Raw genomic sequence first — 14,222 nt, forward strand, 5'->3', positions numbered from 1 at the left:
GAATGGACGATGACACCGCAAGCACAGCTTTCCTATAATGCGGTGGATTTTGACAGTTTCCGTGATGCGTATGATGTGCATGTCAGTCGGGAAGATGGTGATGCGCTGACGGGTCGTTTGGGGCTTGTATTCAACCGGGAGAAGGCATGGAAGTCTGAGGCGGGGGACACACGCCGTTTGAAAACCTATGGCATTGGCAATCTTTACTATGAGTTCCTGAATGGAACGGAGGTCTCGGTCACGAATGTTGACTTCCGCAATCGCTCGGATCGTTTCTGGGGCGGGCTTGGCACCGGTGTTTCCTACAATTGGCAGGATGATGCCTATTCGATCTATGGCGAGGTTGATGGCCGCACCTCATTCTCCGACTTCGGTGATAGCTACTCGCTCAATGGAACAGTGGGATTCAAGGCTAAGTTTTAACCGCTTGCAATCAAGGCTTTGCGTTATCATTGTGTCGGTTTCCATACCCATTGTCTTTGCTTTTTTGGTGCGATAGGCTCGCAAACAGTCGCTGTTAAAGTTTTCGGGCGATGTAACGGATGAAAGCGTCGAGGAAATAACCGATGGCGCCGATGACGAGAATAGTCGCCATCAGTTCGGGATAGGCTAGCCGATCACGCGTATCGAGGATAAAATAACCGAGCCCTGCCGAAACACCGAGCATTTCGCACGGCACAATAACAATCCAGGCGATGCCGATAGCTAATCGGATACCAGTGATAATATGACCGAAAATACCTGGAAAAACGATGTGAAAAAGTTTTTCTGTTTTGGTGGCAGCGAGGCTTTTGGCAATCAACAGCCAATGCCGGTCGAGCTGCTTAACGCCGGCAGCCGTATTGATCATGATCGGCCAAATGGTTGCGAAGGTCAGCAGGAAGTAGATAGGATTATCGCCGACGCCAAATACCATGACCGCGATAGGCATCCATGAGAGCGGAGAGATCATCCGCAGGAATTGAAAGGCAGGCCCTGTGCTGCGTTCCGCCCATGGTTTCGCACCAATGAGAAGACCGATAGGCACGCCGATTATGAGTGCTAAAGCCAGACCGATTAAAATACGCTTCAGGCTTATAAAAGCATGGAACGGCAGATCGGATTGCGTCATTAAATGCCAGAGTGTCGGCAATGTTTGAGAAACTGAAAAGCGATGAGCAAAGCTTTGCGGTGCGACCAATAGATCGGTTGCAAGCCACCAAAGCAGAAGCAGAACCAATAAGCCCAAAAGACCCGATGCGTGGCGTAACACAGTTTTCATAGGTTTTCTCAGGATCAAACTGCGATTTGTTCTTGCCGCACGAAACTATCCGCCATGCCAAAAGCTGGCATGCCGCCGACTTTCTGTAAAGCGTTTTTAACAAGCCTATCATCGACGAGATCTCGTGCGGCAAAGCTCGGATCAAGCGTTTCAAGAAAGCGATTGTCACCCTCAATCATGGTATCCTTTAAGCGACGCACCAACTCCTCTGTGTAGCTGGGATAAGGATAGGGTTGAAAATCAATGCGCTTTTCGCGCCAATCGGGATGAAGAATGGCACCAGATTTTTCGTAAGCAGCATTGTCTTCATCACTGGGCACCAATACGCGTTTAAGCACATCGGCGCCAAAGGGAGTATATTTATTAGGATTGTCTTTCGCCAGAAGCTGAGCTGTTTCTTCACGGTTCTGGCTTGTCCATAACTGTGCTTTGACCATGGCGTCAACGACTTTTTGGGACCATTCCGGACGTTCTTTCAAATCCGCTTCCTGCATGCAGACAAGGCAACACGCATGGTCGCGCCAAACATCGGCGGTGAAACGTGCGAGCTTGGAAACCTTTGCCGCTTCACCCGCGGCATTGAACGGCTCGGCCACGATAAATCCGGCAACCTGCCCGTTGGCGACTGCGGGGATCATGTCCGACGGTGCCATAATGATCATATTCACTTCTTTTGGGCCAATACTGCCGCTTTTACGGGAAACGGGTGTAAGCCCGTGGCTACGCAGTATCATCTGCAACACCACCGTATGGATTGAATACCAAAACGGTATAGCAACATTTCGTCCGCCAAGGTCCGAAATGGAGTTGATGTCGTTGGCCACGGAGAAGCCGGAACCGCTCATATGGTTCCATGCGACTACCTTAATCGGTGCCTGACTGGAATAGCGCGCCCAGATGGCGATGGGTGACAAGACGTGAATTACATTTATCTGTCCGGCAAAAAACGCTTCAACTATTTGCGACCAGCTACGAAACAATACAGGTTTTTCAACGGCAAGGCCTTCGGCTTCAAAAAAGCCTTTGCCGTGGGCCACGAGTAGTGCTGTCGCATCGGTAATCGGCAAATATCCGACCTTGACCGGTTCATTTTTATCGTGCGCTTTTGCTTTTGCTATATTCAGAAAGGGCATAGCGCCAGCGGCGGTCAGCAATGCTGAAAAACGCAACATATCACGGCGGGAAAACAGGTCTTCAGTCATTTTCATTCTCTTTTTTTGCTGTTGCATCGCGCAAGGCTGATAAAATTTCGATACGGATGGTACCAAGCTCTTCGACAAAGTGATTTCGTGGTTTTGCAAGTTCGATCTGCCATGTACCAATTGCGCTAGCCGGGCTGCCACCCAACAGGATGATACGGTCGCAAGTCAGGAGAGCCTCGTCAATGTCATGGGTTACGAGCAAGGCTGAAGCGCCGGATTGATCGACCAATTGCACCAGCAATTGCTGCATTTGCGCCCGTGTCAACTCATCCAAAGCACCAAAAGGTTCATCAAGGAACAGGATTTCCGGCTCGCGCGCCAAACAGCGTGCCAGGCCAGCACGTTGGGCCATTCCGCCCGATAGCTCATTGGGGCGACGCTTGCGGGCATCTTCCAGTCCGACCTGCTGAATGGCTTTGTCAACGCGTTGCTGGCGTTGTTGCTTGGTTAGCCGTGGCTGGTGTTTGAAGTTCAGCCCGAAGCCGACATTATGCTCGAGGTTAAGCCATGGTAGTAATCCCGGGTTTTGAAACGCGACGGCAAGGCGGGGATGCACGTGGCGAAGCTCTTGACCATGAACGGTTATGCGTCCTTGGTCGGGTTTTTGCAAACCGGCGAGGATCCGCAAAAGGCTGGATTTACCCACGCCGCTGGGCCCAAGCAAACCAACGATTTCTTGTTTTCCGATGGATAAATCGAAATTTTCGAGGATTGCTGCTTCGTTATCCGGATAGCGCAGGACGATATTTTCAGCTTTTAGCAGCGGAGTGTTGTTTTGCATTTTTTCCGATGCCTATTACTTGGCGATTGCTTTTTGCAATTGCGTGACACTGGGGGTGATGATGGGGATAAAGCTTGCTTCACGCAGCCGCCTTGGAAAGCCTTCGCATTTTTTTTCAAGATAGGCTTTACCGCCTCGGGCTTTCAACTCAAGAAAAATAGCGGTTTCAACGCATTCGGCTAAAGCAATGCGCAATTTGAATCTGCTATCGGGATGGTGCACAAAATCATCTGAAATACAGCCATTGATAAGTACGGCTTGTAATGCCGAAAGCCTATGCCTGGTTGTGTCGATCTCTTGAGCGAGTATCGTGCCGCGACACTGAGAATGCTTGTCGGCTTCATCAAGACATCGCCATGCAAGGCCGGTAGACATGCCACATTGCAACGCAATAAAAGCGGGTCGAAGGCTTTTCAACCAAAGGCCGATATTGTCGTGCAGAATGCGTTCCCGCAGCAATGTTACATTTGACAATGATACAGCCGCTGTATCGCTTGCGCGCAATCCAACCAGCTCCAGCGGTTCAATTTCAATGCCGTCATCCGCGTGCTCAAGACTAATGGAGATCGTGCGGCCATCCTCCATTTGAGCGGCACAAGCAGCGAAATAGCCCATTTCACTTATGTTGGTGATCCATGGCATTTTGCCGTTGAGCCTGTCATGGCACTTCTCCCTGTGAACGGAGATGTCCATTTTTTCAAGCCCGGCTAAATGTTTCATCAAATTTGAAAGACCGGTCGCTCCGGCAATGGTGCCGTTGAGTAAAGAGGGTAGCTGTCTTTCCCGCAATGCAGCATTTGGACTTTGTAAAAGACATTCCATATAGGCACGATGTGCCCACAACACGAAGCCCGCAGTCAGGGACGAATAGGTGACTTGTGAAATAGCGATAATAGCATCGGCCGTGGTTGTGTTGAAACCGCTATAGTGAAAAGGAATGCCCGTATAGGTTAGTTTTTCAGTGGCAACACGTGACAGAATATCGGAAGATGAATACTGACCATTGTCCAAAGCATCAGCATTGGATTCAAGCCAACGAAACAGCACATTGGATGCACAATGATTGTGAGAAAGCGTCATCGGTTTGATCGCTTTGTGTTTCAGATGTTAAAGTGATTGGCTTTTTGAAAAGCCATAAAGTTTCTTCCACAAAGGGATGAGCAGCTTAAAACGAAATATTGAATCTGAAACATTTAATGCCTTGCAAACTTGCCACGGTATGCACACTATTTCTGGTTTTCGCCAAATGTTCAAGTGTTTTATTCACCGTCAATGATGATGAAAAAACGCAGCTTGAGGATTGCAACCTTATGTTATGGATCATTCTTTCAGCATGACCACCAGCAGATCCTTCGCATCGATCTGATCGCCGGTTTTCACCAGAACATCGGTAATAACGCCATCCATTTCGGCATGAAGCGCTGTTTCCATTTTCATGGCTTCGATCGATACAAGCACGTCGCCGGTTTTTACCGTGTCGCCGGTTTTGATTGCCACGGTCGATATGATGCCCGGCATGGGCGCGCCAATATGCTGACTGTTTCCAATTTCAGCCTTTGGGCGTACGACCGACGTGGCTGCATGGGCACGGTCGGGCACGCGGATACGACGCGGTTGCCCGTTAAGCTCGAAGAACACCGTCACCATGGCCTGTTCGTCGGCTTCACTGCGACCAAGATTGTGAATGACCAGTGATTTGCCTTTTTCAATCTCGACCAGCATTTCGCTTTCCTGATCCAAGCCATAAAAATAAACCGGCGTTGGCAGCGTGCTGACAGGCCCATAAAGAGTATTGGCGGCCACATAATCGGTGAAGACTTTTGGATACATCAGGTAAGAGGCAAACTCCAAATCACTGATGTCCCGCCCGCTCTTTTCGGTTGCAGTTTTGCGTTCATTATCTAGATCGGCAGGTTGTAACAGCGATCCGGGACGCACAGTGAACGGCGTTTGACCCTTCAAGACTTTCTTTTGCAAAGCTGGCGGCCAACCACCTTCAGGTTGTCCAAGGTCGCCCTTCAACATGGATATGACAGAATCGGGAAAAGCAATATCCTTTTCTGGATCAAGAACATCGGCGACAGTAAGGTCTTGGGCAACCATCATCAACGCCATGTCTCCCACCACCTTGGAAGACGGTGTTACCTTAACGATATCACCAAACATTCGGTTAACATCCGCATAGGCTTGGGCGACTTCGTGCCAACGACTTTCCAGCCCTAGCGAGCGTGCCTGTTCTTTCAGGTTTGTAAATTGGCCACCTGGCATCTCGTGCAGATAAACTTCGGAAGCAGGCCCCTTGAGGTCGCTTTCAAACGCAGCATATTGGTGGCGAACTGCTTCCCAGTAAAATGAAATACGACGGATCCATTGGCTATCTAGTCCGGTGTCTCTTTCTGTGCCTTCCAACGCCTCAACTATGGAGCCAAGACAAGGTTGTGATGTATTGCCGGAAAGGGCATCCATGGCTGCATCCACAATATCGACGCCACTTTCTATCGCCGCCAAAACAGATGCCGCCCCAATACCCGATGTGTCATGTGTATGGAAATGGATCGGCAGGTTGGTGCTTTCCCGCAAGGCCTTGAATAGCACCCGTGCAGCGCGCGGTTTCATAAGCCCCGCCATATCTTTAATGGCTATGATGTGGGCTCCAGCGTCTTCGACTTGCCGCGCCAGTTTAAGATAATAGTTCAAGTCATATTTAGGACGGGATGAATTGAGCAAGTCACCGGTATAGCAGATGGCCGCTTCACATAGCTTTCCCTCTTCCAGCACGGCGTCCATTGAGACGCGCATATTTTCCACCCAGTTCAAACTGTCGAAAACGCGGAACAGATCCATCCCGTTTTGCGCCGCCTGACGGATGAAATACTTCACGACATTGTCTGGATAGCTTTTATAGCCGACGCCATTTGCGCCTCTTAACAGCATCTGCGTCAGGATGTTGGGCGCTGCTTGGCGTATTCTTTGCAAACGCTCCCACGGGTCTTCGGTTAAAAAGCGCATCGCGACATCGAAGGTCGCACCACCCCAGCATTCCAGTGAAAAAAGCGCTGGCAAAGCGCGGGCATAGGTGCCCGCTATGGCTGCGATGTCGTGGGTGCGTATGCGTGTTGCCAGCAAGGACTGATGACCGTCACGCATAGTCGTATCGGTGATCAGCGCAGCATTTTGGTCGCGGATCCATTGCGCGAATTTATGCGGGCCCAGCGAATCCAGCTTTTGTTTGGTTCCATTGGCAATTGTGTCATTTTCGACAAATGGAACGATAGGCGCTATGGCATGCGCTGGTGGTTTTGTGCGCCCGCGTGTTTCCGGATGACCATTAATGGTGACGTCGGCAATGTAGGTCAGTAATTTTGTTGCTCGATCCTGTCGTTTGACGTGGGTGAACAGTTCCGGTGTTGTATCGATGAAGCGGGTTGTGTAGTCGTTTGCACGAAATTTTGGATGGCTGACAATCGCTTCCAAAAAGGTAAGGTTGGTGGCCACACCCCGAATGCGAAATTCCCGCAAAGCCCGATCCATACGGGCGATAACCTCGTCGGTCGTGGGTGCCCATGCTGTGACCTTTTCCAGTAATGGGTCATAAAAGCGGGTAATGATCGCCCCTGAATAGGCGGTGCCGCCATCCAGCCGGATACCAAAACCGGTTGCACCGCGATAAGCGGTGATACGGCCATAATCCGGAATAAAGTTTTGCTCTGGATCTTCTGTTGTGATGCGGCATTGAAGTGCATGGCCCCGCAATTTGATATCCGACTGTGGGGGAACGCCGGAGTCTTTCGTGCCGATTACCGCTCCTTCCAGAATGTGGATTTGCGCTTTGACGATGTCGATACCGGTTACTTCTTCTGTAACTGTATGTTCCACCTGTATGCGCGGGTTAACCTCGATAAAATAGAATTTTTCTTCATCAACATCCATCAGGAATTCAACAGTGCCAGCACCAATGTAGCGGGTGGCCTTGGCAATCTTTAAACCATACTCGGCCAATTCTTTGCGCTGGTTGTCATCAAGGTAAGGCGCAGGTGCTCGCTCCACCACTTTTTGATTGCGGCGCTGGATCGAGCAATCGCGCTCAAATAGATGGACGGCATTGCCGTGTGTGTCGCCCAAAATCTGCACTTCGACATGGCGCGCGCGTTCGACCAGTTTTTCAAGATAGACCTCGTCCTTTCCAAAGGCCGCTTTCGCTTCACGTTTTGCTTCCAACACTTCACGGCCAAGGTCTGCAGCTTTACGGATTGCGCGCATACCACGACCGCCACCGCCCCATGAAGCCTTCAACATCAAGGGATAACCGATTTTTTCGGCCAGCTTTGCGATTTCATCCATATCATCGGGCAAAGGATCGGTTGCCGGAACGACAGGCACACCGATTTCGACGGCTAGATTGCGGGCTGCAACCTTATTTCCAAGCCGACGCATCGTATCTGCCTTGGGGCCAATGAAGATAATGCCTGCCGCTTCGCAGGCATCGACAAATTCAGGGCTCTCAGAAAGTAAACCATAACCCGGATGAATTGCGTCGGCACCGGAAAGGTTTGCAACACGTATGATTTCTCCGATTGAAAGATAACTTTCAATCGGACCCATATCGTGGTCAAGATGTTCACCGCGTCCTATCAGATAACTTTCATCAGCTTTAAATCGATGCAGTGCCAGTTTATCTTCTTCCGCGAAGACGGCTACGGTTTTGATGCCCAACTCATTTGCTGCGCGAAAAACACGAATAGCAATTTCAGACCGGTTGGCCACGAGAAGCTTTTTAATGCGCATCGATATTACCCTTATCGTTTTGGCGTTTCGGTGACGAATATGAGAGTCATTTTTAATGAAGTTGTTTCGTTATATTGGCATAAGAAGGCATTATGGTTGTCTGCCTCTATCCTATTTTGCGACGTTTTCCTTGCAAGGCATCATGAAATATTATCGCAACTGATCTGCGCGCAGAAGCTTAGCTCTAGCCTCTCATACGGACATATAAATATATCTGAAAGTATCATGCATTTTTTGATTGACCTCCCCATCCTCCAACCAAGAAATTGCCATCGAAATGGTAAATTAGCAAGGACTTTATACCGGTGGATTTGCTTTTACATTGCTATTAATGCGTGTGGAAATTTGGTGTTTTCTATCGGTGGAATTATGACTGAATCGCGCTGAGGCTTTGTTTTATTAACGGGTGAAATTGCGATTTCTTTTCGGTTTTCGACAAAATCAGTAGCTTATGACGCATGCGCTTTTCCCAAAACCGATTGATGTGGTCGGAAATACCAACAATGCGTCGTTCCTCAGGTTGGCTTTCGAAAAATCGGGCTATCTGATTTGCCATTGTGATCAGACGGTCATCTGTTTGCACGATGTGCTCCTACTCTGCCGCTTCACGCGTGATAATTTCGCGGCTTATGGTGCTGTGGTGTTGATAGTCCTTTTGCCAGTCTGTTGCGCCATTGGCATGGGAAACCTGAACAGCTGTTACCTTGTATTCCGGGCAATTGGTTGCCCAATCAGAAAAATCTGTGGTGACAACATTGACCTGGACTTCAGGAAAATGAAACGTTGTATAAACAACACCGGGAGATACTTTCTCTGTAATGCGGGCGCGCAGGGTTGTTGCGCCGCTACGGCTTTGCAATCTCACCAGATCATCATCCGCAATGCCGCGTATGTCTGCATCATGCGGATGAATTTCGAGTATGTCTTCATCATAGTAAATTGAGTTTTCGGTGCGGCGTGTTTGTGCACCGACGTTATATTGCGAAAGGATACGTCCTGTTGTCATCAGTAGTGGAAACCGCGGACCGGTTTTTTCATCCGTTGGAATATATTCAGTCCGGACAAAGTGGCCTTTGCCGCGCTTGAAAGCATCGACATGCATGATCGGTGTGCCCAGGGGTGCTTCTTCATTGCAAGGCCATTGCACTGATCCTACCTTGTCAAGAAAATCAAACGTAACATTTGCAAAACTTGGTGTCGTTGCAGCAATCTCATCCATGATTTGAGCCGGATGCTGATACGACCAATCAAGGCCAAAGCCTCGGGCGATCATTTGGGTTATCTCCCAATCGGCATAACCGCCTTTCGGTCTCATCACTTTACGCACTCTGTTGATACGCCGCTCTGCATTGGTGAAGGTGCCGTCTTTTTCCAAAAAGGATGAACCGGGCAAAAAGATATGGGCGTAATTGGCGGTTTCGTTCAAGAAAAGGTCTTGTACGACAACGCATTCCATTGCTGCCAAACCGGCGATCACATGTTTGACATCAGGGTCGGATTGAACAATGTCCTCGCCTTGAATGTATAAGCCTTTGAACGAGCCTTCAACAGCCGCATCAAGCATATTCGGGATACGCAAGCCCGGTTCAGCAGAAAGTCTTGTGCCCCATGCTTTTTCATAGAGGCGGCGTGTCGCCTCATCCGAGACGTGGCGATAGCCGGGATATTCATGTGGGAATGACCCCATATCGCACGATCCCTGCACATTGTTTTGCCCCCTTAACGGATTGACGCCAACACCGGCGCGTCCAACGTTTCCAGTCGCCATTGCAAGATTTGCTATGGCAATGACGGTGGTTGAGCCTTGCGAATGTTCTGTAACGCCAAGTCCGTAGTAGATAGCGGCATTGCCACCCGTTGCATAAAGTCGAGCGGCACCAATAATATCATCAGCTGCTACACCGGTAAGATCTTCAACAGCTTGAGGGCTATGGCGCGGATCAAGCACAAATTCCATCCAGTCATGGAACTCGTCCCAATCGCATCGGGCGCGGATAAAAGCCTCGTCATATAGCTTTTCTTTGGCAATGACGTGTCCCATTGCTGTTACAATCGCGACATTCGTGCCGGGTTTCAAAGCAAGGTGATAGGCCGCATCAATATGCGGGCTTTTGACCAGATCAGTTTGCCTCGGATCGATGACAATCGCTTTTGCCCCTTCACGCAGCCGCCGCTTGATCATGGATCCGAATACTGGATGTGCATCGGTTGGATTGGCACCGATGACCAGTATGACATCGCTTTGCTTGACCGAGTCAAAATCCTGTGTACCGGCAGACGTTCCAAATGTCAGGTTCAGCCCGTAACCTGTGGGAGAGTGGCAAACGCGTGCGCAGGTGTCGGTATTATTGTTGCCAAAGCCAGCTCGAATAAGTTTCTGCACCAGATAGGTTTCTTCGTTTGTACAGCGCGATGAGGTGATGCCACCGATGGCTTCACGCCCATACTGGTATTGGATGCGGCGGAATTCACCCACCATGTGGCCAATCGCTTCATCCCACGATACTTCACGCCAAGGGTCGGTTATTTTTTCACGAACCATGGGGGTGGTAATACGATCGGGGTGGGTTGCGTAGCCATAGGCAAAGCGTCCTTTGATACAGGAATGGCCGTGGTTGGCCTTACCATCCTTGAATGGCACCATGCGTACCAACTCTTCACCACGCATTTCCGCTTTAAATGAGCAACCCACACCGCAATAGGCACAGGTCGTGACGGCGGAATGTTCGGGCTGGCCAATGGCAATCACCGAATTCTCCATTAAAGTGCCCGTGGGACAGGCCTGTACACATGCACCACATGACACGCATTCTGACTGTAGAAAGCTTTCATGGCTGCCCGCAGCAACGCGCGAGGAAAAGCCGCGCCCTTCTATAGTAAGTGCAAAGGTGCCTTGAACTTCCTGACAAGCGCGCACACAGCGCGAACAAACAATGCATTTGCTGGGATCGTAGGTGAAATAAGGCGCAGACTCATCTTTCGGTAAATAACGGAAATTGCTTTCGCCATTGGATGCATGTTTGGGGAATATGTGGTTTTCACCGTCAAAGCCATAGCGCACATTGCGCAACCCTACGGCGCCCGCCATATCCTGTAATTCACAATCGCCATTGGCGGCGCAGGTCAAACAATCAAGTGGATGATCGGAGATATAGAGTTCAATGACGCCGCGTCGAAGTTTTTTCAAACGTTCTGTCTGGGTCAACACAGCCATGCCTTCGCTCACCGGTGTGGTGCATGAGGATGGCGTGCCACGCCGCCCTTCAATTTCAACCAGACATAAACGGCAGGAACCGTAAGCATTCAATGTGTCGGTTGCGCATAATTTCGGAATAGCAATCCCGGCCTGCATGGCAGCATTCATCACCGATGTACCTTTTGGTACACGCACGTTAACACCATCAATCGAGAGTGCAACAACAGTCTCTGAGCGCACCATCGGCGTACCAAAATCAACTTCCTTGATTAAAGACATTGTTGGCCTCCTATTGCGCCGCTTCGATGAGCGAATGGCTGTTAAAGTCGTTGGTGAAATGTTTGAGGGCGCTTAAAACCGGATAGGGCGTAAAGCCGCCAAGTGCGCAAAGTGAGCCGAGTTTCATCGTTTCACTTAAATCGTAGAGCAATTCGAGTTGCAGGGCAGGGTCATTTCCCGCTTTCAGCCTGTCTATGACTTCCATGCCGCGTACAGAGCCAATACGGCATGGCGTACACTTTCCGCAGGATTCCGCAGCGCAAAATTCGAAAGCGAACCTTGCCTGCTCCATCATGTCAACCGTATCGTCAAAGACAACAAGACCGGCATGGCCGATCAATCCGTCTTTTGCGGCAAAGGCCTCATAATCGAAAGCAGTGTCGAACTCGCTTTTCGGAAAATAGGCACCCAATGGCCCTCCCACCTGTACAGCTTTTATCGGACGACCGCTTTTGGTGCCGCCGCCAATCTCTTCCACAATCTGTCCAAGACTTAAGCCGAAAGCTGTTTCATAAAGGCCGCCGTTGAGCACATTGCCGGCAATCTGTATCGGTATCGTACCGCGCGATTTGCCCATGCCAAAATCGCGAAAATACTCACCACCCTTATCCAGAATGACAGGAATGGTGCAAAGCGAGATGGCATTATTGATGACAGTCGGGCGGCCAAACAAGCCATGATGGGCAGGAAGCGGTGGTTTTGCTCGCACAACACCGCGCTTTCCTTCCAAACTTTCAAGCAGTGCGGTTTCTTCGCCACAAACATAGGCACCTGCTCCCTCTCTGACTTCGAGATCAAAGACATGTGGACACCCCATTACGGATTGTCCCAGAATTCCTTCCTTGTAGGCGATGTCAATTGCTTGACGCATTGTGGCTATCGCATGCGGATATTCTGAACGGGTATAGATGAAGCCTTTTGTCGCGCCCACCGCAAGACCGGCAATGATCATCCCTTCGATCATCACAAAGGGATCGCCCTCCATCAACATACGATCGGCAAAACTACCTGAATCGCCTTCATCGGCATTGCAGATAATGTATTTTTGATCGGCTTTTGTCTCTGCCACCGTTTTCCATTTGACGCCGGTTGGAAAGCCGGCGCCGCCGCGGCCGCGCAAACCGGAAAGGGTCACACAATCGATGATTGAAGCCGGTGTCATGCTTAATGCTTTCACTAGCCCTTTCAAACCGCTATGCAAACGGTATTCGGCGAGTGAAAGAGGATCTGTCAGTCCGCATCGCGCAAAGGTCAAACGGGTCTGGTTTTTCAGCCAGGCGATTTCTTCCGTTTTGCCAAGCGCCAAAACATGTGTGTCACGTTTCAAAAAGTCTTCCGCAAATAAACCGCTGACATCGGCCGGTTTTACCGGCCCAAAAGCATAGCGTGCGCCATTACGTTCGACCTCGACCAAGGGTTCAAGAAAAAACAATCCACGGGAACCGTTCCTGACAATTGTGATATCAAGGCCGATTACGACGGCGAGGTTTGCGATCTCATTTGCTATAGTATCAGCACCCAATGCCAATGCAACAATATCGCGCGGAATATATACACGGATCGTCATGTGCCTATCCGATCAAGAAGACCGTCCACATCAGACATATCCAGTACAGCCAAGGGCTGCGCGTCAAACATGCCGGCAGGTGCATTTGCGCATAGCCCCAGACAAAACACCGGCTCGAGTGTTATCGTGCCGTCATTTGTGGTTTCGTGCCAGCCAATACCCAGTCTTTCCATCACTGCGGCTGACAATTCTTTGCCGCCCATCGACTGGCAGGCCTCGGCCCGGCATAGGCGAAGAATATGTGTTCCTGCTCTGGTCGCGCGGAAGTCGTGATAAAAACTCACAACACCATGTATATCCGCCCGCGTGCAATTTAATGCTTCGGCAATAAGTGGAATAGCCGATGGAGGAATATAGCCGTAATGGTCCTGAATATCATGCAATATCGGTAATAACGGCCCTTCCTCCATAAGATGAGGGGCAATAATGGCGTTAATCGCAATGCTTGATTCCTCCAACATGTCTCCTCCTGACACGTGCGGCTTATGTCTCTCCCTGACTGGCCGCTTCAATTATTGTAATGCTTTCATTTCATCATTGCAAAGTTTTCTTCGTTTTGAAACATGAGTGATTGGCTTGTCAGGGCCTTCACCGCATTTGTTTGTTGGCGGTTCGATACGGCCGCTCTTTATCCAAACATTACATGTTCGGATAAACAGGGCCTTCACCGCCTTGTGGACACGTCCAGTTGATATTCTGGTTCGGGTCCTTGATATCGCAGGTTTTACAATGCACACAGTTCTGCGCATTGATCACATAACTCTCGCGACCATCCTTTTCCACCCACTCGTAAACACCCGCTGGACAATAGCGTGTCGATGGCCCCGCAAAGGTCGTCAGCTCCGATCGCTCCTGTACCTCCATCGATATCACCTTCAAATGACAAGGCTCGTTTTCTTCATGGTTGGTGTTGGATAAGAACACCGAACTCAACCGGTCGAATGTCAGCTCGTTGTCGGGCTTTGGATAGGCAATCGGCTGGAATTGTGCTGCCGGTTGCAGACAGTCATAGTCTGCCCGCCCGTGGCTCATTGTTCCAAAAAAGGAAAAGCCAAACAATGATTGGCACCACATGTCGAAACCGGCAAGCCGGATGCCTTTAGCCGTCCCGTATTTCGACCATAGCGGCTTGGCATTGCGGACCTTGTAAA

The 14,222-nt window shown here is 50.0% G+C and carries 11 protein-coding genes; 1 reads left to right on the top strand and 10 read right to left on the bottom strand.

What is annotated here, in order from left to right; genetic code table 11:
* The coding region (locus tag ACYSNS_RS14265; protein WP_461723848.1) for an autotransporter outer membrane beta-barrel domain-containing protein at window positions 1–423 on the top strand (423 nt) is incomplete at its 5' end.
* A gap of 94 nt (window positions 424–517) precedes the next feature.
* Here the strand turns inward: ACYSNS_RS14265 and ACYSNS_RS14270 are convergent.
* The 10 genes from ACYSNS_RS14270 to ACYSNS_RS14315 all read right to left on the bottom strand — a co-directional run.
* Window positions 518–1,261, bottom strand: coding sequence for an ABC transporter permease (locus ACYSNS_RS14270; RefSeq protein WP_461723849.1), 744 nt, complete (start codon window positions 1,259–1,261; stop codon window positions 518–520).
* 14 nt (window positions 1,262–1,275) lie between these two features.
* Window positions 1,276–2,463 (bottom strand): ABC transporter substrate-binding protein, encoded by a 1,188-nt coding sequence (locus ACYSNS_RS14275; RefSeq protein WP_461723850.1) that lies wholly within the window; start codon window positions 2,461–2,463, stop codon window positions 1,276–1,278.
* Window positions 2,456–3,244: an ABC transporter ATP-binding protein gene (locus ACYSNS_RS14280; RefSeq protein ID WP_461723851.1), complete on the bottom strand. Its 789-nt coding sequence runs from the start codon at window positions 3,242–3,244 to the stop codon at window positions 2,456–2,458. The genes ACYSNS_RS14275 and ACYSNS_RS14280 overlap by 8 nt, the downstream gene beginning before the upstream one ends.
* A gap of 15 nt (window positions 3,245–3,259) precedes the next feature.
* Entirely contained in the window at window positions 3,260–4,324 is a 1,065-nt protein-coding gene (locus ACYSNS_RS14285; protein ID WP_461723852.1) for an acyl-CoA dehydrogenase family protein, read from the bottom strand.
* A 240-nt stretch (window positions 4,325–4,564) separates the two neighbouring features.
* Complete coding sequence (gene pyc, locus ACYSNS_RS14290; protein WP_461723853.1) at window positions 4,565–8,029, bottom strand: pyruvate carboxylase; 3,465 nt, start codon at window positions 8,027–8,029, stop codon at window positions 4,565–4,567.
* 367 nt (window positions 8,030–8,396) lie between these two features.
* Window positions 8,397–8,585 (bottom strand): formate dehydrogenase subunit delta, encoded by a 189-nt coding sequence (locus ACYSNS_RS14295; protein WP_461723857.1) that lies wholly within the window; start codon window positions 8,583–8,585, stop codon window positions 8,397–8,399.
* Window positions 8,586–8,621: 36 nt separating this feature from the next.
* On the bottom strand, window positions 8,622–11,504 hold the full coding sequence (fdhF, locus tag ACYSNS_RS14300) for a formate dehydrogenase subunit alpha (protein ID WP_461723854.1): 2,883 nt from the start codon (window positions 11,502–11,504) through the stop codon (window positions 8,622–8,624).
* Between the two features lie 10 nt (window positions 11,505–11,514).
* The gene (locus tag ACYSNS_RS14305; RefSeq protein WP_461723855.1) at window positions 11,515–13,071 is read right to left on the bottom strand and encodes a formate dehydrogenase beta subunit; all 1,557 of its coding nucleotides are present in this window, start codon (window positions 13,069–13,071) and stop codon (window positions 11,515–11,517) included.
* On the bottom strand, window positions 13,068–13,532 hold the full coding sequence (locus tag ACYSNS_RS14310) for a formate dehydrogenase subunit gamma (RefSeq protein WP_461723856.1): 465 nt from the start codon (window positions 13,530–13,532) through the stop codon (window positions 13,068–13,070). Before ACYSNS_RS14310 ends, ACYSNS_RS14305 begins: the two co-directional genes overlap by 4 nt.
* Before the next feature lie 178 nt (window positions 13,533–13,710).
* Window positions 13,711–14,222: 4Fe-4S dicluster domain-containing protein (locus ACYSNS_RS14315; RefSeq protein WP_461723478.1), on the bottom strand; the 512-nt coding region annotated here is incomplete at its 5' end.

The sequence above is a fragment of the Bartonella sp. LJL80 genome, assembly GCF_054871565.1.

Excerpts from the sequence above, each read along its gene's own strand:
- ACYSNS_RS14270 (WP_461723849.1), bottom strand. The coding sequence starts at position 1,261 with ATGAAAACTGTGTTACGCCACGCATCGGGTCTTTTGGGCTTATTGGTT.
- ACYSNS_RS14275 (WP_461723850.1), bottom strand. The coding sequence starts at position 2,463 with ATGACTGAAGACCTGTTTTCCCGCCGTGATATGTTGCGTTTTTCAGCA.
- ACYSNS_RS14280 (WP_461723851.1), bottom strand. The coding sequence starts at position 3,244 with ATGCAAAACAACACTCCGCTGCTAAAAGCTGAAAATATCGTCCTGCGC.
- ACYSNS_RS14285 (WP_461723852.1), bottom strand. The coding sequence starts at position 4,324 with ATGACGCTTTCTCACAATCATTGTGCATCCAATGTGCTGTTTCGTTGG.
- pyc (WP_461723853.1), bottom strand. The coding sequence starts at position 8,029 with ATGCGCATTAAAAAGCTTCTCGTGGCCAACCGGTCTGAAATTGCTATT.
- ACYSNS_RS14295 (WP_461723857.1), bottom strand. The coding sequence starts at position 8,585 with ATGGCAAATCAGATAGCCCGATTTTTCGAAAGCCAACCTGAGGAACGA.
- fdhF (WP_461723854.1), bottom strand. The coding sequence starts at position 11,504 with ATGTCTTTAATCAAGGAAGTTGATTTTGGTACGCCGATGGTGCGCTCA.
- ACYSNS_RS14305 (WP_461723855.1), bottom strand. The coding sequence starts at position 13,071 with ATGACGATCCGTGTATATATTCCGCGCGATATTGTTGCATTGGCATTG.
- ACYSNS_RS14310 (WP_461723856.1), bottom strand. The coding sequence starts at position 13,532 with ATGTTGGAGGAATCAAGCATTGCGATTAACGCCATTATTGCCCCTCAT.